We start from the raw sequence: 20261 nt of genomic DNA, 5'->3' as shown, positions 1-20261 counted from the left end.
GGCTGGGTTTGATCCTTACGGCAAAAATAGTTGACCCTGGCCCATAAACACGCAGTAGCCACCGACTTTTACCTGAGTGATAGCTATTTCGGATCTTTCTATTTCGAGATACAGCTTACTGGGCCTGCCCATTTCGTAACCCTGCTCGCTGATGATCTTTGTTTTTTTTCCGGTATTCCTAAGCTTATGCTGTACCAGGTAGCAGCCCAGTGGCCCATTGGCCGAGCCTGTAGCTGGGTCTTCCACAATGCCAGCTTCAGGGGCAAACATGCGACCGTGCACGTGCGACTCGATATCATCTCCTCCCATGGCGAAGGGATAGATCCAGCCTGGGTCGTATTTTTCTACCACCTTTTCCCAAACATCTGTCCTGAACTTGATTTTTCTCACTGCTTCCAGCGATTTCAAAGGTGTGATCAGATAGGGCACGCCGCATGAAATAGTTTGTGGGAAATAATTCGGCAGGAAGTCACTTTCCCGGAGCGATAAAAGTTCTGCAAGGAGTGGGATATCGTGCAGTGTTTCTCCAAAAGTGGGGAGCGGCTGCGTCATCACAAGCATTTCAGGGGCGCCGTTCTGAATATCAATATCCACCCGGATCGTGCCCACCTTCTCTTCAAGAAACACGGTGAGGATTTTGTCCTCTGGTTTGTAGTCAATGTCTCTTGCGATAACGAAGGCAGTGCCCAGCGTAGGGTGCCCAGCGAACGGCAACTCCTGACCCGGGGTAAATATGCGCACCCGGGCATTGTGGTCTTCATTTTCAGGAGAGTAGATGAAAGTGGTTTCTGAAAGATTAAACTCTCTGGCAATCTGAGCCATTTCTTCTTCTCTAACGAGGTCGCCTTTGGATACTACCGCCAGCTGATTGCCGCCAAATGGCGACTGCGTAAATACATCTACAAGGAAATAAGGTATTCGACGCATAGGTATTGTTTTTTTTAAGGGCTACGGAAGAAAATATCACCTAACCTCGAAGTTTTTGCTGAATTGATCAAATCAAACTTTCCGGGTGGCAAATAAAAGGTGAATTTTGTTGCCCTGGCTGAAACTATAGCCTTTATCAGAGGGTTTACCGCCGGGTAGTACTTTTGCAAAGCAGGTTTAACCTGTTATTATTGTGCCGCAAACATATGAAGCTTCAACTAGAAGATATCCAGGCGCCTATTGCGCAAGAAATGACTGAATTCGAGAAGAAATTCCGACACTCCATGAAGAGTAATGTCATGTTGCTGGATAAAATAATGACCTATATAGTGAAGCGGAAGGGCAAGCAGATGCGGCCTATGTTTGTGTTTCTCAGCGCAGGCGTTTACGGCCCAATAACCGACGCCACTTACCGGGGCGCTTCTCTGATTGAACTGCTTCACACCGCTACGCTGGTGCACGACGATGTAGTGGACGATGCCAATTACCGGAGAGGTTTCTTTTCTATCAATGCGCTCTGGAAAAACAAAATTGCAGTGTTGGTGGGTGATTTTTTGCTGTCGAGGGGGCTTTTACTCTCGGTTGACAATGGTGATTTCGACTTATTGAAAATCGTTTCCGAAGCAGTGAAGGAAATGAGTGAAGGCGAGTTGCTGCAAATGGAGAAGGCCAGAAAGCTGGATATCTCAGAAGAAGTTTACTATGATATCATCAGGCAAAAGACTGCCAGTTTAATCACCAGCTGCTGTAAAGTGGGCGTAGCTTCCGTCGGGGCCGATAAGGCTTCTATTGACCGAATGGGCATGTTCGGGGAAAAAATTGGTTTGGCTTTTCAGATCAAGGACGACCTTTTTGACTATGGTGCTGACGAAATTGGTAAGCCGCTAGGTATTGACATCAAAGAAAAGAAGCTGACCCTGCCACTGATTTATGCTTTGCGTGAGGCCAGTCCCGCCGATAGAAAGCGCATCCTCAGCATTATCCGGCACGACAGCGATAAGCCCAAAAAGCGAACGGAAGTCATTGACTATGTGAAGCAATCTGGTGGGCTCGATTACGCCAGAGATGCCATGGAGCGCCACTATCAGGAGGCACTCGTTATTCTTGATGAGTTTAAGGACTCCGTTTATAAAACTTCGCTGAAGCAGTTGGTACAGTATACCATTGAGAGGACGAAGTAATACATCCGTACCTTGCTCATTGCTCTGGTAAAGAGCCCGTCTCCAGGTGGCCATCTTTCAAATTAATTCTTTAACTTTATTAAGCTGAATCAAAATCGAGACACATGGTTCATGAACTGAATACACAGTCATTAGGGAAATTCACAGAGGCGGAGTTTCAGAACTTTTGCATGGACAACCGACATTTGCGAATCGAGCGAGACGCAGAAGGAAATATTATTATTATGTCACCGACCTATAGCGAAACAGGTTTTTACAATTCCAATCTACTAATCGAATTTGGTGCATGGAACAAAAAGTCAAAAGCGGGTTATGTCTTTGACTCATCCACGGGATTTACCCTACCCAATTCAGCTGTTCGCTCTCCGGACGTTAGCCTTATTTTAAAAGACAAGTGGGAAGCGCTGGCAAAGGAGGAAAAAAAGAAGTTCGCTCACGTGTGTCCCGATTTTGTTATCGAGATTGTTTCTGCCTCTGACAACCTGAAGCAGGTTCAATCAAAAATGAACGAGTGGATCAGCCAGGGAGCTTCCCTCGGTTGGCTCATCGACTTTGACAATCAAAGGGTTTGGGTTTACTCAACCGGCGGCAATACAAGTGAGCATCCCTTTGATCAGCCGTTGGCAGGCACAGGGCCAATTGATGGCTTTACAGTGAATTTGCCTGAGATAATAAAAGGCTGATTGACGCTTCATTGCCTTCCTACCTATCCACCCCAAAATAAGCCATCATCAAAACAGCTCCAGCCGTTCCATCCATGGTCGGTTCGTTGGTGGAGTAGTCGCCAATGTCGTCGTGGTACACAACGAAAGGGTTCTGAAAAGCAGCGAATTCGTCGGGTTCTGAAAGCTCCACAGCCAGCATTTTATAGTAAATGCTGCCAAATAGCGGCCCGTCCACCAGCCCACCAGGCACTTCTTTTTTTGTCATCGCCCATACGCTGGTGTGCACATCCACTGGGTATTCTCCGCCCTCTGGCATGCCGGTGAACATGGTGGTGCCCCATGGGTTCCGACCAAAAAGCCAGTCTCGCTGCGCCACCAGATAGCCGTGGTATTGCAGGTCGCCTGTCATTTTCTCGTAAAGAATGATTTGGGCTGCAAGACTTGTCAGCAGGTTGTTGGAACACCAGATAAAGGGGATGCCGATGTTGTAAGGGTTGCGGGCGGCTTTCTTAAGTGTAAAGTCAATCCCCGCCCGGTAATAGCCGGCCAGTGTATCCTGGAAGGCTGGTTCCACCACCTCATAAAGGGCATAGTGCCCCAGGTTGATGAAAGGATAATATTGATAGTGAGCTGCCGTGTCGAGCACTGTCCATCCTTCGGTGCCAGCTAAACGAGCATACTTTTTTGCGTCTTCCAGGTAGGCCCTTTCGCCCGTGGTTTTATACAGCTCGGCCGCTCCCCACTCCATGTCGTCTGTCCAGGTTTGCTCGGTGTAGCGATAGGGAGCACCGTATGAATTACCCTGCTGAAAACCTTCCTTTGCTTTTCCCAGGGCATACAACGATTTGGCCGCTTCCAGACAATCGGAGGCAAATGATTCCTCTTTCAAGTCGTTCTTCCAAATACGGGCACCCAGTGCCAGAGCAGCGGCTGATCTTCCCGCAAGATTGGCCACCCCGGTTGCCTCACTTTTATACTTCATCAGGCCCTGAGGCTCTCCTGTTGCGAAATAGGCCACCCGATAGCTATTTGGCCCCCAGCCATAATCCGAAGGATCATTGTCGGGGATTTTCCAGCCTTTGTGGTCCCGGTCGTCGGCCACCTGGTGGATGAGTTGGTCAGGAACCGGATGCATTTTGAGGATCCAGTCGAGGCCCCATTTGGCTTCGTCGAGCACGTCGGCAAGCCCATTGCCACCGGTCTGACCAAGGGCGTTGGTGTCGTCAGCAAAGCGTTTCGGAAACAGCTCGTAGGCCAGTAGCATGTGGCCGGTGGCGTAGCTGCCTGTGATCAGGTACTTCAGCTGATCCCCGGCGTCGTGCCAGCCGCCGCTCACATCCACATAAGTGGAGTCTGGCATGGGGCCAAACATGCTGCGTCCGTCACGCTGGTGGCACACCATGTCGAGGAAGGGGTTGTAGCCGCAGCGCTGCTGACGCATGAAGGTGAGCAGGGGTTCGGTTTGCCCGCTGTAGGCCTTATCTGAAATGGTGAACTGGCGGGAGGCCGTTTTACTTTTCTGCCCTACCAGCTTGTAGGTACCTTCTTTGGTGATGGAGGTGAAGTCCAGTGCATAGTAATAGCTGAAAGTGCCCCAACCTTTGGCTTTTGATTTGGCGGGTTTTACCACAGCCAGGGATGAGCCAGTGTTGACATCCACTAATTGAAAAGTCTCCTTTACCGGCGAATTGGAAAAGACGATGGCCGCTTTGCTTTCATTTGGTAAGTAGCCGATTTGGTTGATGCGAATATGCACAGCATCAGCTTTGGCCTCCGTGGGGTCGGAAAGTGGGAGGAGGAAGGAAACCAGAAATTGCAGGTAGAGTAGGGTCATGGAGCAAACGTTTCGTGTCAAGGAAATCAAAAATCAGCTAAAGATAAATTCAACCAGCCGTTATAGTGTATAGAAGATCAAATTGTTTGAACTTTTAAGCTATTTTGTACGTATATTTTCCGTACATTTGGCATGAAAACAATATGACCATGAGTGTTTCAGAAAAGGCAAGATTTGATACAAGGCTTTCAAGGGAGCAAAAAGAATTGTTTGAGTACGCAGCTAGTTTGGGTGGGTTTCGAACCCTCACGGAGTTTGTTGTACACTCTGCCCAGCAGGAGGCACAGAAGATTGTTGAAAAACACGACAGGATCATAGCGTCTGGCAAGGACAAAGAAATTTTTTTCGACGCACTGATGAATCCGCCCGCACCTAATAAGGCTTTGAAGAATGCTTTGAACAGGCACAAAGATTCTTTGAAGCAGTGAAGAACTATGCCATAGTACCTCTCGACACCTCTCACCACAAGAGTGAGTTCAGCTGTGGTCAGCCTATGCTGGATAATTATCTTATCAAGCAGGCGAAGCAGGATGTTAAACGGAAGCTGTCTGTTTGTTTCGTACTTGCCGATAGTGAGGATTTGGTTTTGGGATTTTATACCCTGTCTTGCGCATCGATAAACCAAAAACTGCTCCCGGAGGAAATCAGGAAAAAATTACCTCCTAATTATAAAGATTTGCCCGCCACACTCCTTGGAAGATTGGCAGTTGATAAGAAAATGGCAGGGAGAGGATTTGGTGAGCTATTGTCGGTTGATGCTTTGAAGAAGAGTTTTGAGACGGCCAGTAGCAGTATTGGCTCGTTGGCAGTGATTGTTGATCCTATTGATGACAATGCAGTCCATTTCTATCAAAAGTATGGGTTTATTCTGTTGCCCGACAGTGGCAAGATGTTCTTGCCTATGGCCACCATATCACTCCTCTTTGACGCCTGAAGCGCCAGCATTGAGCAGGTCAACAAGTGATTTGAACTCATACCCTTTCGCCCTCAAGTCAACAATCAGCTCCTCCAGCCTCATATAAAACTTGTCTGTTCTTTCCGGTGCAGTGCCAATGTGTGCAAGCAGCAAAAAGCCATTGAGACCTGCCGGGTCTTTTTGCTCATGGTCGAGGATGCTATCGTAGATGACGTTACTGCTTCGGTAGTTGGGCATGTCGGGTGTGGTGTAGTCCGCATTGGATCTGGTGCCGCTCGTGAAGTTGATGAGTTGGTGGCCCCATTGTCTCGTCCATTTGCTAATGCTGTCGTTGTACCATTCGTAAGGTGGCAAAAAATAGGGGGCATCTGATTTTCTTATTCCAAACCGCCCCATTTTTAGATAGTTTGCCTCAAGGTCTTGCGTGAACTCCCGTTTTGTCACCAGCAGGCTATCACGATTCTCCCAGGAGCAATACAACAGGTGCTTGTCGGAGTGTGCGCCAAGGTAATGACCGTTTTGCTTGAGCTGATGGATGATTTTTTCAAATGCCGGATTACCATAAAAATTACCCGTGAAAAAGAAGCTTGCTTTCACCTGTTGTTTGGCCAGCACATCAATGATATGATGGGCACCATCGGCAAACTCGTCGCCAGTGAAAACGAGGGTCAGGGACTTATCGGCGGTATCGGCCCTCACGATAGCCCCATGCTGACATTCAAAGGAGGCACATGGGTCTTGTTCCTTTTTCTCTGCTTTACCAGAGCAGCCAAAAACCAACCAAAGAAGCAAGATGATCACAATCCAAAGAACAGCCCTTTTGAGCCTGCTATTGTTGGATTCAGGAATTTCCGGCATAACTAGTTTAGTTTCTTATTTGCACCCGCTGGCCCAAATCTACATTTCCACTTTCATAATGGGAAATATCCTTTTAGCTTAGACAGAGATACACATCTACTCAATTATGATTACCAATAGACGCACCTTCGTGAAGCACACCACCCTTGGGCTGGGTGCTTTGACTATTCTCCCGTCAGCGGTTTTAGCCGGTCGCAGAAAGGCCGCCCCCAGCGATGTTATTAACGTTGGCCTGATCGGCTGCCGGGGCCAGGGCTACTGGATCCTTGAGAACCATATGAACAATGCGGATGCGCAGTGTGTGGCGCTTTGCGATGTGGATGAAAATGTACTGACCGACAAGGCAGCTCAGGTAGAGAAAAAGCAAGGCAAAAAGCCAAAGTTGTACAAAGACTATCGAGACCTGCTTGCGGACAAGGATATTGATGCTGTGATCATCGGCACACCCGATCATTGGCACTGTTTGCCTTTTGTTGAAGCGCTGCAAGCCGGGAAAGATGTGTATGTTGAAAAACCCCTGGCCAATAGCATAGGAGAAATAGAGGTGATGACGGCGGCGGCCAAAAGATACAGCAAGCAAGTGGTGCAGGTAGGTCAGCAGCAGCGCAGCGGCACCCACTGGGCGGATATCATGGCCATGGTGCATGAAGGAAAGCTTGGCAAACTTCGCAAGATCAAGGTGTGGGGTAATTTCGGCTACGGCATCGGTCAGCTCAAGAAGCCTGATGAATCAGTACCAGCCGGAGTGGACTTCAATACCTGGCTAGGGCCAGCTCCTGATCGCACATTCAACCCCACTCGCTTTCATGGTTCCTGGCGCATGTTCTGGGACTACGGCGGGGGCCTCATGACCGACTGGGGTGTGCATTTGCTTGATATGGCCCTTTGGGCTGGCAAGGTCGACTACATGCCTGCCACGGTGAGTTCAATTGGAGGCAATCTTTCCTTTCCCAATTACAACCACGAAACACCCGACACCCTTTCTGTGGTATACCAAATGAAAGACTTTGTGCTGACCTGGGATCACACAGCGGGCATCCAAAGTGGGCCTTACAACAAGCCCTATGGCCTGGCTATACAGGGTGACGATGCTACCATTGTGGCCAACAGAGAATTCTGGGAGCTGAAGCCAGAAAACAGAAATGGAAGCCCAACCATGGAGCCGATACTTTTCGAAAAGGGGAAAAATTACCACCCAGAGCATGTGCGCAATTTTCTCGACGGCATCAAAAGTCGTGGTACCACCAACTGCACGATTGAAATGGGCCGAATGGCAGGCATTTACGCCCATTTGGGTAACCTCTCGCTGCGTGGATCGGGCCCGGTTACCTACGATGAAACCAAGCGGCAGATTTTGAATAACAAAGCGGCCAATGCGCTGGTGTTTCCGAGCTACAGGAAGCCGTGGGTGTTGCCGAAGGTTTAAGTTGGTTTTACTTCTTCCTCCCGAAAACCTGAATCACCGACGAATTTCCGTTGTGGTATTCACCTTCGATGACTTCTCTTTCAGTTTGGTGCAACACTTCGAAATCCCAGGAGGAGCCCAGCATGGTTTCAAGCTCACTGAGTGTGTACAGCATGGACATTTCTTTTGGCCCACCCGTGCCATAGCCGAGTTGGTCTGTGCTGTAAACTTCCATCAGCAGAAAGCCACCTTTTTTCAGCCCGCCATAGAGTTGACTCAACACATGGGTTCGCACAGAAGGTGGGAAGTGACCAAAAATGCAGACGATCCCGTCCCAAGCTTCGCTGCCTATCTGGTATTCGCCCAGGTCAACTTGCAGTGTGGCGACGGCAACATTCCTTTCTTTCGCCAGTTCCTTTGTGCGCTCTAAACCCACCGACGACAGATCGGTTGCCGTAACCTCGTAGCCCAGGCCTGCCAGGTACACAGCATTTCTACCTTGTCCTTCAGCGAGGCAAAGTACCTTGCCGGAGCTTTTCTCAGCTATTTGTTGTTTCAAGAAATCGTTGGGCTCCTTGCCGTAGGCAAATTCAGTTTTGGCGTACCTTTCGTTCCACATAGTTTAACGTGAGTTCGATATAATTTTGATCTATAAAGGGAGAAAAAGCTGTCCGGAGTCTTTGTAGTTAACCCTAATTGAGGGCTTTTTCTCGCAGAAGTTATAGGCTATCAATGCTGAGAATAAGTTGGTGACAAAGTTAGCGCTACTTCTATGTCTTGAGTGTTCAATTTGGAAGATGTTTTTTAGTTGATCGATGATCGTTTCACAAATGGCTCTCTTGCGTAGCAGGATGGCATCCATGATTGGGGTGACAGTAGATGTCTTCATATTTCGTTTAAGCTTGGTGACCAAATGTACCCCTCTGAAAAATAGGTTTTTGAAAAGCTCCTTGCTCAAGTATCCCTTGTCCCCAAACAACTTGCCGAATAGTTTCTTAATGAATCGCTCTATTTGCAGTGGTTTGCGATCATCCACATTGCCTGGAGTAAGCATAAAATCGACGATTTCTCCTGTATCTAAGGTGATTAAATGCAGTTTAAAGCCATAGAACCATCCAATCGAACATTGACCTCTTTTTGCTAGTCCATCAAAAACTTTATGGCTGTGGATGCGTCTGTTATGACATACTCTAAGGGGTGTACTATCGATGAAACTTATGCCAGTACAACGACCCAGGCTTTGACTTTTTAGGTAGATAGCCAAAGGAACCATACTATCTCTTGTTAACTCAACCATTCTATTATAGCTGACCACAGCAGGGAAGTAAGACCGCAAATGGATACAAACATAGGCATTGTAAAAAGTCTTAAAATTTCTATAACCAGACAGGTGAAACAGTACTTGAATAGTCATTACTTCAGACAGGGAAAGCTTGCCTGGTTTGTTTCTTTTTTTAACCCCCAGAAGGTGGCTTTCAAATTTTGGGACAAATTCTAAGGTGAAATCATCAATGGAACAGAAAATTTCAGTAATTTTATTAGATGTTAACATAGGCGAGAATGTTAGTTATTACGTTGATTGTCAGTCACTTAATATACTAATTTCTCGCCTTATTTCATCCTAAATCCTCGCTTTTTTATATCGAACTCACGTTAGTTTATATTTTTTCGGGTAACTCTTCCGTCAACCAGAAGTCGCCTTATTAAGCATTTTCTGAAGCGGTTAGTTCTTGGAGAAGCTCCCTTTCTTTAAAGAAATGCTGCGCCACTGATAATGGCCTGAATAAGTGTCTTCGTTTGGTGCGGTGCCCGCCGCTTCTGCTCAATATGTCTTTCAGGAACCGGATCACCTCTACGGTGTGCAATCCCTTGTTGATCATCACGCATTCGGCCATAGCCGACCTGGCTGCGTCAGTGGCCTCCGAGCGGGTAGCTACTCCGGTTTTGTTGAGTGTTTCGAGCACCTGCGTGGCCCAAATGACCGGCACGTGAGCCGCCTCACAAATCCACAGGATTTCTTCCTGCAACTCACTCATCCGCTCAAACCCCACTTCTACTGCCAGGTCGCCCCTTGCAATCATTACGCCCATGGTGTTTTGGGTCATTCCCTGCAACAGCAGTTCGGGTAGGTTGACAAACGCTTCGGGGGTTTCTATTTTGATGATGATGTGAGGAGGACTTTCGCTGAGGTCTGTTAGGCTGCTTTGAAGCACTTTCAAATCGTCTACTGTTCGCACAAAGGAGTAACCCACCATGTCGGCTTCCCGGCAAATGTAAGGCAATGCCTTTTTGTCTTCTTTTGTCAGGCTCACAATCTCGAGCTGCGCATTCGGAAAGTTAATGCCCTTGCCCGCTTTCAAATGGGGTTTGGTGCCTGAAACCCTGTCAATTTCAAGGTGAGCCTGGTTGCCCTTTACTTTCACCACTGTTGTGCTGATAAGTCCATCATCAAAAAGCACTTTCTGCCCGGGTTTCAATTGTGCGATAATACCCCTTACGCTACAGCTCACGACTCTCGCTTTTGGGCCTGCTTCGTACTCGGGCTCCACAAGTTTTAGCGTTTGCCCTTCTGCTACCTTCAATCGCTTTTTATCTTTTTCTTTACCAGGAATGCCTGTGCGCAATTTGGGCCCGGCAAGGTCCATGTAAATCCGACAGCCTTTTCCCGTCTCAGCCATAGCCTGTTTTAAAGTAGAAACCAGCAAATCCCATGTTGCTTCATCATCATGGGCGCAATTGATTCTTGCCACATCCATTCCCTGTTCCAAAAACTGAGAAACCAACCCAATGTCGCCAGCCATTCGGGCATCCAGCGTCACCATGACAAAAGGAATTTCGTTGCTGGGGTGCTGACCAAACAAATGCATGGATTGCCTCTGCGCAATGGCCCGGGCGGTTACCGGATCGATATCATCGGGGTGCCCGTGGTAAGGTTGCTTATTCAGCCACTGAATAACCGAGCGAAGCTGGTGCATAGTGTGGCTTTCGGAATTGGAAAGTGAAGAAAGCCCCAAATAATGAAGTTTGTCTTGCAAAGGCCGGAGATCCGCTTTCCGAAGGGTCAGGTAGTGAATAAGGTTCAGCGCTGAGGCTTTATTGGAGGGGTAAACTTGCTCAATCAGGTCGCTGTAAACTCTTGCTTCATGAACCAGTTCAGTTTCCAATTGCTGAAGTTGAACCAATATTTTGTCATTTAGTTCGGGCATCATGTCTGTGTCTTTAGTGTACCAAGGTATTGCACTAAAAACCCCTAAATCATGATCACCTGCGTCTTCCTTGTGTGACTTTTGTCAGCGATTGTCAAGCACACTTTTGACCACCGCTTCAAAGTCTTCTTTGAATACTTCGTAGTACTCCCCCGTGGCAGGGCCATTAAAGAATCCATAGGTTCTCACAGGCTTGTGATCTTTGTCCAAAATGATGAGCGTAGGATAGGCATTTACCCGGCTGAGGGTAGGAAACATCATGGAAGCAGAAGCTTTGTCCGCTTTGCCGCCGAAAGCTAATTTTGCATCCGACGCCATAAATGTTCGCCAGTTTTCCAGGCGTTCTCTGGCATAAGGCAGGTCGTCTCTGGTTTCAAAGCTCAGACCTACCCATTCAAACCCGGCATCAGGATGGGCCTGGAGCCAATCATCGATAAAGTTGGACAAGTCCATGCTGTTGGAGCACCAGGTGCCAAAGATTTGCAAAAGGATGGGTTTGCCTTTCAGTGCGGGGTCATTATGAGTAATTGTTCTTCCGTCCAGTCCTTTCAAAGAAAACTCAAATGGCTGGTCGTTTTTACTGTAGGCGACGTTGGTAAAATCTGGGATTTCGGCGGAGGCGTCCTTTGTGGCAGACCAGCCCTCTTTGTAATTTTTGCCATATAGCCAAAGTCCGACCAGCTTGCCAGGGCCCAGCAGGCTGGCCTGAAAGATGAAGTCGTGTGCACCGTCGAAAGTGCTGAGGTAGAGGTTTTTTCCTTTTACATTACCCTGCAAATAGCGGAAATCCCCGGTGGCAGTAAGGATGGTGCCCCAGATGCGGTTGGCTTCCTGCTTAAAAAGCCCAATGGAAGTAATGCTGTCGTCCTCCGAGGTAAAATTGATGGCCCACCTGCCCGAAAAGTCGGTGACCGGCTCATCGCTGTCTGGAAAAAAGCGGTACTCAAGACCATAGTCAGCTTTGAAGGTTTCTTTGTAGTCTTCTGAGTAGTTTTTTACAAAGACCCCTTCCAGGTGGTCACCCTGAAAAGCAGCGACAATATAGGAATCGAAAAGGTTCATCGGAAGGTAAATGGAATCTTGCTTCACTTTGCTGTCTCTGATGAGCAGCCGCTCCTCAGCATTTAGCAAATACACCCTCCAAATATTATCCTCCAGCTTCATTTCAAAGTTGAAAGGCAGCTGCATACCCTGCATGTCGAGCGTACCCCTCCAAATGCCTTCCTGTGGCTGGGCATATGCCGCCAGGCAAGAAAAAAGCGCTATCATAAGTATGCTCAAAAACCTGTCTATCTTTGCCATTGTCTTATTTCTACTCATAACGTGCAAAGTACAGCAATCTTTTCCGACCTCAAAGTTATTGAGCTGGCCTCAGTGTTGGCAGGCCCTAGTGTAGGGCAGTTTTTTGCAGAATTGGGCGCCGAGGTGATTAAAATAGAAAATCCGGAAACTGGCGGCGACGTCACCCGCAGCTGGAAGCTGGCCTCTGAGGCTTCCGATTCGGATATGTCGGCGTACTTCATGTCGGTGAATGCAGGGAAGAAGTCGGTGCTGCTCAACTTGAAGAAGAGAGAAGACCTTGAAAGGCTTTATGACCTGGTGAAAACAGCCGACATTGTTATTGCAAGCTACAAACCGGGCGATGCGGAAAAGCTGGGGGTTAGCTATGTTGATTTGAAGGCGTTTAAGCCTGATCTTATTTATGGTCACATTACCGGCTTTGGTGCTGAAGAGAATAGGGTAGGCTACGACGCCATTGTGCAGGCGGAGAGCGGGTTTGTCTTCCTGAACGGGGAAAAGGACGGCAAGCCGCAAAAAATGCCCGTGGCGCTGACTGACGTACTGGCCGGCCATCATTTAAAGGAAGGCTTGCTGCTGGCTCTGATCAAAAGGATGCGAACTGGCGAAGGGAGTTATGTCACCGTGTCTTTAATAGAGGCCGCTATTTCCTCCCTGGTCAACCAGGCTACTAATTGGCTCGTAGCTGGGCAGGTGCCGCAGCGCATGGGCTCGGAGCATCCCAATATTGTGCCTTATGGCAATATCTTTAAAACGGCTGATGGTCAGTGGCTCATGATCGCTGTTGGATCTGATAAGCAATTTAAGTCGCTTTGCAGCATCCTTGATCTAGCAGGCCTGGCGATAAAGCCGGAATTCGCCACCAACGCCGCCAGGGTGAAAAACAGGGAGTTGCTAAAGCCCATGCTTGAGAGCGCTTTTTCGTTGTTTGGCATTGATCAGCTATGCTCCGCCTTCCTTATCGCCGACATACCTTACGGCCGGGTCAATACCATGGATCAGGTGTTTGCCACACCCCAGGGTAAGGCCATGGTGCTGGACACTTTGCGAAATGGACTAACCCAAAGCGGCTTGAGTCAGGTGGCCTTTAAAATGGGAGATGGGGCGATGGCTGTGGAGGTGAAGGCTGCTCCGGGGCTGGGGGAGGGGTGATGCAATACTCGATTTTTCATTAGCGATTTCAATTAGTAGCGGAAGCCTGTTGAGTTGCTTGCTTAACAAACAATGTCACGGAAACTTTCTGTCCCAAAATTCACTCTGGTTGTATTGGGAACGGTTAGATCGCAAATGACAGATCCGCCACTTCAAAGCCTGCTGCTTACTTAGCAGTTAGTTTGTGATGGTAAACGTACGATAAGGTTCCCAACCCGAAAGGCACCAGCATCACAAGCATTTGCGGATCAAAGCCACTTACAGAGAGTCCGCTATACACCGCCCCCACTAAATCGAAGAAAAGGCCAGCATAGGCCCATTCCTTTATTCGTGGAAAACCAGGGATGAGTATGGCGATCACCCCCAAAAGCTTTGCTACGCCTAGGAAGGGCAGCATGTAGGGTGGATATCCAAGCATTTTAAAAATATCAACCCACTCCGGCGTGGACATGATGTTGGGGATGGCTGACGACAACATGAAGGCGCTGAAAAGCCCCGTCGCTATCCAAAAAATGATTCGATCCCGTTTTGAAGATGAATTTGTCATGGTGTTTTGATTTTCGCAGTTAATGATAGGTATTTTCTTTCAATTTCCGTTTCAATGGCCCCTGATTGGAGCAGCTATTTCAACTTTAGTCGCCAGGGTTTTCATCTTCTATCCTTTTTGCTGTAAACCAGCCAATACCTTATCCAGATTGTCTATCGACATCTTGAATCCTTCTGCAAAGCCCATTTCAACCATCCGTTCCATGCGCTCACGGGACTCGTTATAGATAGTGATGCTTACCACCGTTCGCTCCCCAAGCCCGCTAAACTTATAGTCCCATTCGGAACCCGGCATTTCAGCGTTTTCGTCTTTGTCGGCGAAGGTATTGTAAGTGGCGAAATGGGTTTTCGGGTTGATGGCAGTGAACTTCTGAATGGCCCATTTTTCGTGTCCTTCAGGGCTGACCATGGCATAGAATCATCGCCCACCTACTTTGAAATCCATCACTTTGGTTCTGGCGGTGAACGGTTTAGGAGCTACCCACTGGTCGAGGATTTCTGCTTTCGTAAACGCATCCCAAACCAGCGACAATTCGGCATCAAATTCTCTTTTGATGTAGACCTTTTTGGCTTCCTTGTCTACAGTAAAATCGAGCGGTAAGTTGGTGTTCATTTTTTTTGGTTTTTAAGTATCGATAAAACATTATCCAGCTGACTGAATTGAATCTCCAGGTTGTTTTTGAACTGTTCCACCCAGTCGGTGATTTCGGTGATTTTGGTTGCGTTGATATGGTAATAAATCTCCCTGCCCGTCTTTTCTTGTTTCACCAGCTCACACTCGGTAAGAATTTGAATGTGCTTCGATACTGCCTGTCTGCTGGAACTGAACTCTTCTGCGATGGCATTGGGCGTCATTGCTTGGGCAGCTATCAACAGTAAGATAGCCCTGCGTGTTGGGTCTGCTACGGCCTGAAATACGTCTCTTCTCGTTTCCATGAGTGTCAATATGCAACTATATGATTGCAAGTATATATGCAATTAAGTAGTTGCGCAATTTTTTCGATAGATTTATTTTCCAGTGAGCCCTTGGGAAGAGAAAACGGTTGTAGTTAGGGGGTGGAAAGTAGGTATTAGCGAGAAAAAGTTTTGCCACCAGCGCTACTCTTTCAAACCTTTCAGTAGTTTGTTGAGGGTCGGGATATCCTCAGAAGCGGTTTTCCACACCACATTCAGGTCGACATCTATGTAATCGTGGATTAGCACGTCTCTCATTCCAGCCATGTCTGACCATGGAATGTTTGGGAATTTTGATCTGTATTCTTTCGATATCCTCTTTGTGGCTTCACCAATTATTTCTAGTTGGCGGACGACGGCATCTTGAGTTAAGAAGTCTTCGTCAAATGAATGCTGATCTTTTCCGTCAATGTAAATAAGGATTCTTTGGATGCTTTGAAGAATGTGGTCGATATAGACACTTTCATCTTTCATTTGAAGATTAGCTGTAGGTCTTTATAGATCGATTTTTTTAGCTTCTCGTTCTTGAGGGCGGCTTCTGTGAGGACGTCAACCTTCTTGCTTAACAATTGAGATAGTTCCCTGTGAATGCGGGCAAGATCCAGAAGACTTGGCGTTTTCTTAAATCGAACCAGTATGTCAATATCGCTGCTATCGGTATCCTCGTTTCTTGCATAGGACCCAAAAAGACCAATCCACTCCGGCTTATAGGGGCTGAGATAATCTACAATGGCAGTATTGATACCTTGTCTGGTCATTTGTCTCAAATATAAGCTATTTCTACTCAGAAAGTTAGCTAGTGCCACCCTGGTTTCTGCCTCATAAACCGACAAGAACATCGTAGATATCCATTATTTGTCATTCGTAATCTCAAAAGTGAAAGCCTCCTCATCTTCAAAACCAAACTCATCCACAGCCTTTACAACAGCCACGTGAATGCCCGGAGCCAGCTTAGGGAGTGGATACTGCCAGATATGGGAGGAGATGGCAGGGGCAGGGAAGGCGTCGTCTGTGTCTTTGTATTTTTGGTATTGATGTTCGGAAAAAGGGTCCGTGCGCTCGGCGTAAGTCATCGGCAGGGGGGGCTGGTCATCCAGCGACACGGTGACTTTGTCACGCTCACCGCCATCAAAGAAGTTGACCACCAGTAACATATTGTCTGGTTGCGTTCCACGGTCAAACCCGAGAGGATGAGTTTGTGATAAACTGTCGGAGTGGGAAAGCTGAGGGTCCAGCATAATTCTCAGCCTGTCGGTTGGGTCGCCGCCTGCCGGAATAAACTGGGGTTTCACCTTGTTGCCTTCAAAATAGAAGATATAGTAACCGTTGGGATTACCGTCCTCCATGGTGGCCTGTCGCACACCCCGCTCATCTCTTGGGCCTGAATCCCAGCCGCTGCCCCTTACCTCTGCCAGTGTGTGGGCGATGAAAGGATAACCCTTCCAGCCATGGGTGTGATTGATCTCCACTTTCCAGCTATTGCTGGTATCATGGCCGGCAATGGTGTACACATACTGAAAGCGGCCCAGGAGGCCCAATAGCTCTTTGAAATTATCGGTGTTGGTGGCTTTTTGAAAGGTTCGGTTGTCGGAGTAGGTCAGCAGTGGAATGTGGGTGATTACCATGATCAGCTTGTCGGTGGCTACGTCTTGCAGGTCGTTTTTGATCCATTCCATCTGGTCGGCATCAATATGTCCTTCGTATCCTTTGCCTCGCCCCTTGAAACCGATATTGTTCAGTGCCAGAAAATGCACCTGGCCATATTCGAATGAATAGTAGTCTGGGCCAAACACACTTCGGTAGGTCTGAGTAGAGTATTCATAGTTTGGCGACTCACGGTTGATGTCGTGGTTGCCAGGCACGTTCCACATGGGGACACCTATTTGTGACATCAGCCTATTGTGGCGTTCGTAGAGCTCAAGGTTGTCATTCACTACGTCTCCGGCGACCATTCCAAATTCAGCCCCATACGGGTTGCCGAAAAGCGCATCGATGATGTCTTTACGCATCATGTCGAGTTCCTCGTCGGTGGTGGTTTGCGGATCCGCAAAGCCCATGGCTTTGAAATGGTCAGGTACAGAGCCTTCCAGAAGGGGGAAATTGATCACTTCAGGCAGGTTGCCGGTAGGCTCAATGACCGACCATTTCCAGTCAGCTACAGCGGGTGTGCCTTTTGGATAATGGCGGTAATAAAATTGGGGCAGTTGCACTTCATTGAGCGGCACCCGATAGTTGGCAGGCTTGGAAATGAACAGGATGCTCTCCGCTGGCAGCTCAATTTCGTACTGGCCTTCGGCGTTGGTTTTCACCACGTCTACTCCGTTCGAAACTTTCACTCCCTCAATGCCTGTTTCACCAGTATCGAAAACGCCATTCTCATTAGCGTCCACATAGACTGTCCCTTTTGCTATGGAGGGTTGGGCGGCCAATTCGGTAAAGCCTGTGCCCGCCGATAGACAAATGGCCAACACAAGGCCGTAGCGTATTATTTTAAAATGAGGAAGTTGACGTTTCATAGAGGAAGTTGGTTAGGTATCGAAACAAATTATCCCTGGGCACCTGTCAAAGTTAGTGCATCGTCCCTGAAGTGGATGTTACGCTTTTATTATCAATATTGCTTCCTCACCTACCTTTTCAGGTTGTTATCCGACCTCCATCCCTCGGGCAGCGTTCCTGACAATCAGCAGAAAATACTTTCAAAAATAAGAGGTTCCCACGCCATCTTCTTCGCCAAAAGAAAAAAAGTGTTAATTTGACACTAATAATCATAAGCGACTCACGCACGTGGTTTTTTTTTGCGCAGAAATTCAACTGGCTCCCTATGAAAAAAGTATTGACTATTGTCCTCGCTTTGGTTTTTTCCTCCGGCTTCGCTCAGGATGCGGGGCTTAAACTTTGGTACAAAAGCCCCTCTGGTGATACCTGGGAAAATGCCCTCCCTGTAGGAAACGGCCGACTTGGAGCCATGGTGTATGGTAATGTGGAGAAGGAGACGATCCAACTCAACGAACACACGGTATGGAGCGGAGGCCCGAACAGAAATGACAATCCGTTGGCACTTGATGCTCTTCCCGAAATACGTCGTCTCATTTTTGAAGGCAAGCAAAAGGAGGCAGAGCAGCTGGCCAACAAAACTATTATTAGCAAAAAATCGCATGGGCAAATGTTTGAGCCGGTGGGTAACCTGCATCTGACCTTCGAGGGGCACGAAAACTTCACTAATTATTATCGTGAGCTAGACCTGGAAAGAGCCGTTGCGAAAACGTCTTATAGAGTGGGTGCTGTTACCTACACCCGGGAAGTGCTGGCCTCTTTTCCCGACCGGGTGATAGTAATTCGGCTGACAGCCGACAAGCCCAGGAGTATTTCATTCAAAGCTTCCTATTCCACCCTCCAGCCGAAGGCGACCATTCAAACAACACCAGACAAGGAGCTGGTAATTGCCGGCACCACCATTGACCATGAAGGAGTAGAAGGCAAAGTCAAGTTCAAAGGCATAACCAGTATCAAAGCCGACGGAGGCAGCTTATCACAAGATGATACGTCGCTAATAGTGACCGAGGCAGACGCCGCCACCATTTACATTTCGATAGCTTCTAACTTCAACAGCTACAAAGACATCAGTGGTGATGAAAATCAACGAGCCAGCTCTTACATGACGGAAGCTTATCCAAAGTCGTTCGATTCAATACTGAAAGGTCATGTGAAAGCTTACCAAGCTTATTTTAACAGGGTGAAACTTGATCTGGGTACTACAGAAGCTGCTGAGTTGCCCACTGATGAACGCTTGAAAAACTTCAATACGGTAAGCGATCCCCAATTTGCAACCCTCTACTTTCAATACGGACGCTACTTGCTGATATCGTCTTCGCAGCCGGGCGGTCAGCCGGCCAACCTTCAAGGCATATGGAACAACAAAATGAAGCCACCATGGGACAGCAAATACACGATTAACATTAATGCCGAAATGAACTACTGGCCCGCTGAAAAGACCAATCTGGCAGAGCTGCATGAACCTTTCCTGCAAATGGTTAAGGAGCTGTCGGAAACAGGCAAGGAAACAGCAAAGGTGATGTATGGCGCCCGAGGCTGGATGGCCCATCACAATACCGATATCTGGAGAACTACCGGAGCGGTCGATGCTGCCTTTTGGGGAATGTGGGTGTCTGGCGGCGGCTGGACAAGCCAGCACCTTTGGGAACACTATCTCTACAATGGAGATAAAGACTATCTGGCTACTGCTTACCCCGCTATGAAGGGTGCTGCCACCTTTTATGTCGACTTTTTAGTTGAACATCCTGAGTATCACTGGCTGGTGGTAAATCCCGACATGTCGCCGGAGAATGCTCCGCTGGCACATCAGGGGTCGTCTTTGGACGTTGGCACAACGATGACCAACCAAATCATGTTCGATGTATTCAACTCGACGATGCAGGCCGCTGATATTTTAGGAAAAGATGCAGCGTTTGTTGACACACTCAGGCAGGTGCGGAGCAGGCTGGCACCCATGCATGTGGGGCAGCATGGGCAGCTACAGGAGTGGCTGGAAGACATCGACGACCCTAACGACAAGCATCGCCATATTTCACATTTGTATGGGCTGTATCCTTCCAATCAGATTTCCCCCTACCGAACTCCTGAATTGTACAATGCCGCTACCACCACACTGGTTCATCGGGGTGACATTTCTACGGGCTGGAGCATGGGCTGGAAGGTGAACTGGTGGGCGAGATTGCTGGATGGCAATCATGCGTATAAACTAATCCAAAATCAGCTCACACCAGTGGGCACCAACAACGGTGGGGGAGGTTCTTACAACAACCTTTTTGATGCGCATCCACCCTTCCAAATCGACGGCAATTTTGGATGCACGTCTGGTATTGCGGAGATGCTGATGCAAAGTGCCGACGGATCAGTGCACCTTTTGCCTGCCCTTCCAGACGTTTGGCCAAGCGGCAGTGTCAGCGGATTACGGGCAAGAGGAGGCTTTGAAATTGTGGACATGCAGTGGAAGGAGGGAAAGCTGGTAAAGCTGGTCGTTCAGTCGAACCTTGGCGGCAACCTTCGCCTGCGTGTACCAAATGCTTTAAAGTTGTCGGATGGAAATTTGCTGGCGCAGGCATCAGGAAAAAATGAAAATCTGTTTTATCAAACAGATGAGATTTTAACGCCGATCATCTCTTCTAAGGTTGAGGTGTTGCCACCGCAGCTGCGAGCTACCGTTTTGTACGATCTGCCTACTCGGAAAGGCCAATTGTATAACATGGTTGCTGAAAAATGAGTTGAAGATATTCTACATATAAAAGTGAGCAGTTAAA

General features: G+C 48.0%; 19 protein-coding genes and 1 pseudogene. 7 read left to right on the top strand and 13 right to left on the bottom strand.

The window, feature by feature from the left end; all coding sequences use genetic code 11:
- Window positions 1-15 precede the first annotated feature (15 nt).
- Window positions 16-927, bottom strand: a complete 912-nt coding sequence (locus tag AAC052_RS20185) for a PhzF family phenazine biosynthesis protein (RefSeq protein WP_317487742.1) — start codon at window positions 925-927, stop codon at window positions 16-18.
- Window positions 928-1133: 206 nt separating this feature from the next.
- Between AAC052_RS20185 and AAC052_RS20180 the strand changes: the two genes are divergently transcribed.
- Entirely contained in the window at window positions 1134-2108 is a 975-nt protein-coding gene (locus tag AAC052_RS20180) for a polyprenyl synthetase family protein (protein ID WP_317487741.1), read from the top strand.
- 104 nt (window positions 2109-2212) lie between these two features.
- Window positions 2213-2791 carry a Uma2 family endonuclease gene (locus AAC052_RS20175; RefSeq protein ID WP_317487740.1) on the top strand — a complete coding sequence of 193 codons (579 nt, stop codon included), beginning with the start codon at window positions 2213-2215 and terminating at the stop codon, window positions 2789-2791.
- 19 nt (window positions 2792-2810) lie between these two features.
- On the opposite strand, the gene AAC052_RS20170 is transcribed toward AAC052_RS20175, so the two are convergent.
- A complete protein-coding gene (locus AAC052_RS20170; RefSeq protein ID WP_339815237.1) occupies window positions 2811-4607 on the bottom strand; it encodes a glycoside hydrolase family 9 protein in 1797 nt (598 codons plus the stop codon).
- A 149-nt stretch (window positions 4608-4756) separates the two neighbouring features.
- Here AAC052_RS20170 and AAC052_RS20165 point away from each other — a divergent pair, with 149 nt between their 5' ends.
- Entirely contained in the window at window positions 4757-5035 is a 279-nt protein-coding gene (locus tag AAC052_RS20165) for a DUF1778 domain-containing protein (protein WP_339815236.1), read from the top strand.
- Window positions 5032-5541 carry a GNAT family N-acetyltransferase gene (locus tag AAC052_RS20160; protein WP_339815235.1) on the top strand — a complete coding sequence of 170 codons (510 nt, stop codon included), beginning with the start codon at window positions 5032-5034 and terminating at the stop codon, window positions 5539-5541. The genes AAC052_RS20165 and AAC052_RS20160 overlap by 4 nt, the downstream gene beginning before the upstream one ends.
- Here the strand turns inward: AAC052_RS20160 and AAC052_RS20155 are convergent.
- Window positions 5521-6381, bottom strand: a complete 861-nt coding sequence (locus AAC052_RS20155; RefSeq protein ID WP_339815234.1) for a polysaccharide deacetylase family protein — start codon at window positions 6379-6381, stop codon at window positions 5521-5523. The genes AAC052_RS20160 and AAC052_RS20155 overlap by 21 nt on opposite strands.
- Window positions 6382-6487: 106 nt before the next feature.
- Here AAC052_RS20155 and AAC052_RS20150 point away from each other — a divergent pair, with 106 nt between their 5' ends.
- The gene (locus tag AAC052_RS20150; RefSeq protein ID WP_339815233.1) at window positions 6488-7807 is read left to right on the top strand and encodes a Gfo/Idh/MocA family oxidoreductase; all 1320 of its coding nucleotides are present in this window, start codon (window positions 6488-6490) and stop codon (window positions 7805-7807) included.
- 7 nt (window positions 7808-7814) lie between these two features.
- On the opposite strand, the gene AAC052_RS20145 is transcribed toward AAC052_RS20150, so the two are convergent.
- The 4 genes from AAC052_RS20145 to AAC052_RS20130 all read right to left on the bottom strand — a co-directional run bounded on the left by AAC052_RS20145 (window position 7815) and on the right by AAC052_RS20130 (window position 12294).
- A complete protein-coding gene (locus AAC052_RS20145; protein ID WP_339815232.1) occupies window positions 7815-8405 on the bottom strand; it encodes a class I SAM-dependent methyltransferase in 591 nt (196 codons plus the stop codon).
- Window positions 8406-8435: 30 nt separating this feature from the next.
- On the bottom strand, window positions 8436-9338 hold the full coding sequence (locus AAC052_RS20140) for an IS982 family transposase (RefSeq protein ID WP_339815231.1): 903 nt from the start codon (window positions 9336-9338) through the stop codon (window positions 8436-8438).
- A 151-nt stretch (window positions 9339-9489) separates the two neighbouring features.
- Window positions 9490-10995: a pyruvate kinase gene (locus AAC052_RS20135; RefSeq protein WP_339815230.1), complete on the bottom strand. Its 1506-nt coding sequence runs from the start codon at window positions 10993-10995 to the stop codon at window positions 9490-9492.
- Between the two features lie 81 nt (window positions 10996-11076).
- The gene (locus tag AAC052_RS20130; RefSeq protein WP_339815228.1) at window positions 11077-12294 is read right to left on the bottom strand and encodes a TlpA disulfide reductase family protein; all 1218 of its coding nucleotides are present in this window, start codon (window positions 12292-12294) and stop codon (window positions 11077-11079) included.
- 21 nt (window positions 12295-12315) lie between these two features.
- Here AAC052_RS20130 and AAC052_RS20125 point away from each other — a divergent pair, with 21 nt between their 5' ends.
- Window positions 12316-13443: a CaiB/BaiF CoA-transferase family protein gene (locus AAC052_RS20125; RefSeq protein ID WP_339815227.1), complete on the top strand. Its 1128-nt coding sequence runs from the start codon at window positions 12316-12318 to the stop codon at window positions 13441-13443.
- A 166-nt stretch (window positions 13444-13609) separates the two neighbouring features.
- Here the strand turns inward: AAC052_RS20125 and AAC052_RS20120 are convergent, their stop codons facing one another.
- From AAC052_RS20120 to AAC052_RS20095, 6 genes and pseudogenes are all read right to left on the bottom strand, one after another.
- On the bottom strand, window positions 13610-13990 hold the full coding sequence (locus tag AAC052_RS20120; protein ID WP_339815226.1) for a DoxX family protein: 381 nt from the start codon (window positions 13988-13990) through the stop codon (window positions 13610-13612).
- A 108-nt stretch (window positions 13991-14098) separates the two neighbouring features.
- A pseudogene (locus AAC052_RS20115) lies at window positions 14099-14602 on the bottom strand (SRPBCC domain-containing protein).
- Window positions 14599-14925: a metalloregulator ArsR/SmtB family transcription factor gene (locus AAC052_RS20110; protein WP_317487730.1), complete on the bottom strand. Its 327-nt coding sequence runs from the start codon at window positions 14923-14925 to the stop codon at window positions 14599-14601. Before AAC052_RS20110 ends, AAC052_RS20115 begins: the two are co-directional and overlap by 4 nt.
- 162 nt (window positions 14926-15087) lie before the next feature.
- Entirely contained in the window at window positions 15088-15417 is a 330-nt protein-coding gene (locus AAC052_RS20105) for a DUF86 domain-containing protein (protein WP_339815225.1), read from the bottom strand.
- Window positions 15414-15701, bottom strand: a complete 288-nt coding sequence (locus AAC052_RS20100; protein WP_317487729.1) for a nucleotidyltransferase family protein — start codon at window positions 15699-15701, stop codon at window positions 15414-15416. Before AAC052_RS20100 ends, AAC052_RS20105 begins: the two co-directional genes overlap by 4 nt.
- Window positions 15702-15794: 93 nt before the next feature.
- Window positions 15795-17459: a calcineurin-like phosphoesterase family protein gene (locus AAC052_RS20095; protein ID WP_339815224.1), complete on the bottom strand. Its 1665-nt coding sequence runs from the start codon at window positions 17457-17459 to the stop codon at window positions 15795-15797.
- A gap of 305 nt (window positions 17460-17764) precedes the next feature.
- Between AAC052_RS20095 and AAC052_RS20090 the strand changes: the two genes are divergently transcribed.
- A complete protein-coding gene (locus AAC052_RS20090) occupies window positions 17765-20224 on the top strand; it encodes a glycoside hydrolase family 95 protein (RefSeq protein WP_339815223.1) in 2460 nt (819 codons plus the stop codon).
- Window positions 20225-20261 lie beyond the last annotated feature (37 nt).

This window comes from uncultured Imperialibacter sp. (assembly GCF_963974565.1).
GTDB lineage: Bacteria > Bacteroidota > Bacteroidia > Cytophagales > Cyclobacteriaceae > Imperialibacter > Imperialibacter roseus.
The sequence above is the reverse complement of the archived record's forward strand: the minus strand, read 5'-3'. Positions and strand labels throughout refer to the sequence as shown.

Excerpts from the sequence above, each read along its gene's own strand:
- AAC052_RS20185 (WP_317487742.1), bottom strand. The coding sequence starts at position 927 with ATGCGTCGAATACCTTATTTCCTTGTAGATGTATTTACGCAGTCGCCA.
- AAC052_RS20180 (WP_317487741.1), top strand. The coding sequence starts at position 1,134 with ATGAAGCTTCAACTAGAAGATATCCAGGCGCCTATTGCGCAAGAAATG.
- AAC052_RS20175 (WP_317487740.1), top strand. The coding sequence starts at position 2,213 with ATGGTTCATGAACTGAATACACAGTCATTAGGGAAATTCACAGAGGCG.
- AAC052_RS20170 (WP_339815237.1), bottom strand. The coding sequence starts at position 4,607 with ATGACCCTACTCTACCTGCAATTTCTGGTTTCCTTCCTCCTCCCACTT.
- AAC052_RS20165 (WP_339815236.1), top strand. The coding sequence starts at position 4,757 with ATGAGTGTTTCAGAAAAGGCAAGATTTGATACAAGGCTTTCAAGGGAG.
- AAC052_RS20155 (WP_339815234.1), bottom strand. The coding sequence starts at position 6,381 with ATGCCGGAAATTCCTGAATCCAACAATAGCAGGCTCAAAAGGGCTGTT.
- AAC052_RS20150 (WP_339815233.1), top strand. The coding sequence starts at position 6,488 with ATGATTACCAATAGACGCACCTTCGTGAAGCACACCACCCTTGGGCTG.
- AAC052_RS20145 (WP_339815232.1), bottom strand. The coding sequence starts at position 8,405 with ATGTGGAACGAAAGGTACGCCAAAACTGAATTTGCCTACGGCAAGGAG.
- AAC052_RS20140 (WP_339815231.1), bottom strand. The coding sequence starts at position 9,338 with ATGTTAACATCTAATAAAATTACTGAAATTTTCTGTTCCATTGATGAT.
- AAC052_RS20135 (WP_339815230.1), bottom strand. The coding sequence starts at position 10,995 with ATGATGCCCGAACTAAATGACAAAATATTGGTTCAACTTCAGCAATTG.
- AAC052_RS20130 (WP_339815228.1), bottom strand. The coding sequence starts at position 12,294 with ATGGCAAAGATAGACAGGTTTTTGAGCATACTTATGATAGCGCTTTTT.
- AAC052_RS20120 (WP_339815226.1), bottom strand. The coding sequence starts at position 13,990 with ATGACAAATTCATCTTCAAAACGGGATCGAATCATTTTTTGGATAGCG.
- AAC052_RS20110 (WP_317487730.1), bottom strand. The coding sequence starts at position 14,925 with ATGGAAACGAGAAGAGACGTATTTCAGGCCGTAGCAGACCCAACACGC.
- AAC052_RS20105 (WP_339815225.1), bottom strand. The coding sequence starts at position 15,417 with ATGAAAGATGAAAGTGTCTATATCGACCACATTCTTCAAAGCATCCAA.
- AAC052_RS20100 (WP_317487729.1), bottom strand. The coding sequence starts at position 15,701 with ATGACCAGACAAGGTATCAATACTGCCATTGTAGATTATCTCAGCCCC.
- AAC052_RS20095 (WP_339815224.1), bottom strand. The coding sequence starts at position 17,459 with ATGAAACGTCAACTTCCTCATTTTAAAATAATACGCTACGGCCTTGTG.
- AAC052_RS20090 (WP_339815223.1), top strand. The coding sequence starts at position 17,765 with ATGAAAAAAGTATTGACTATTGTCCTCGCTTTGGTTTTTTCCTCCGGC.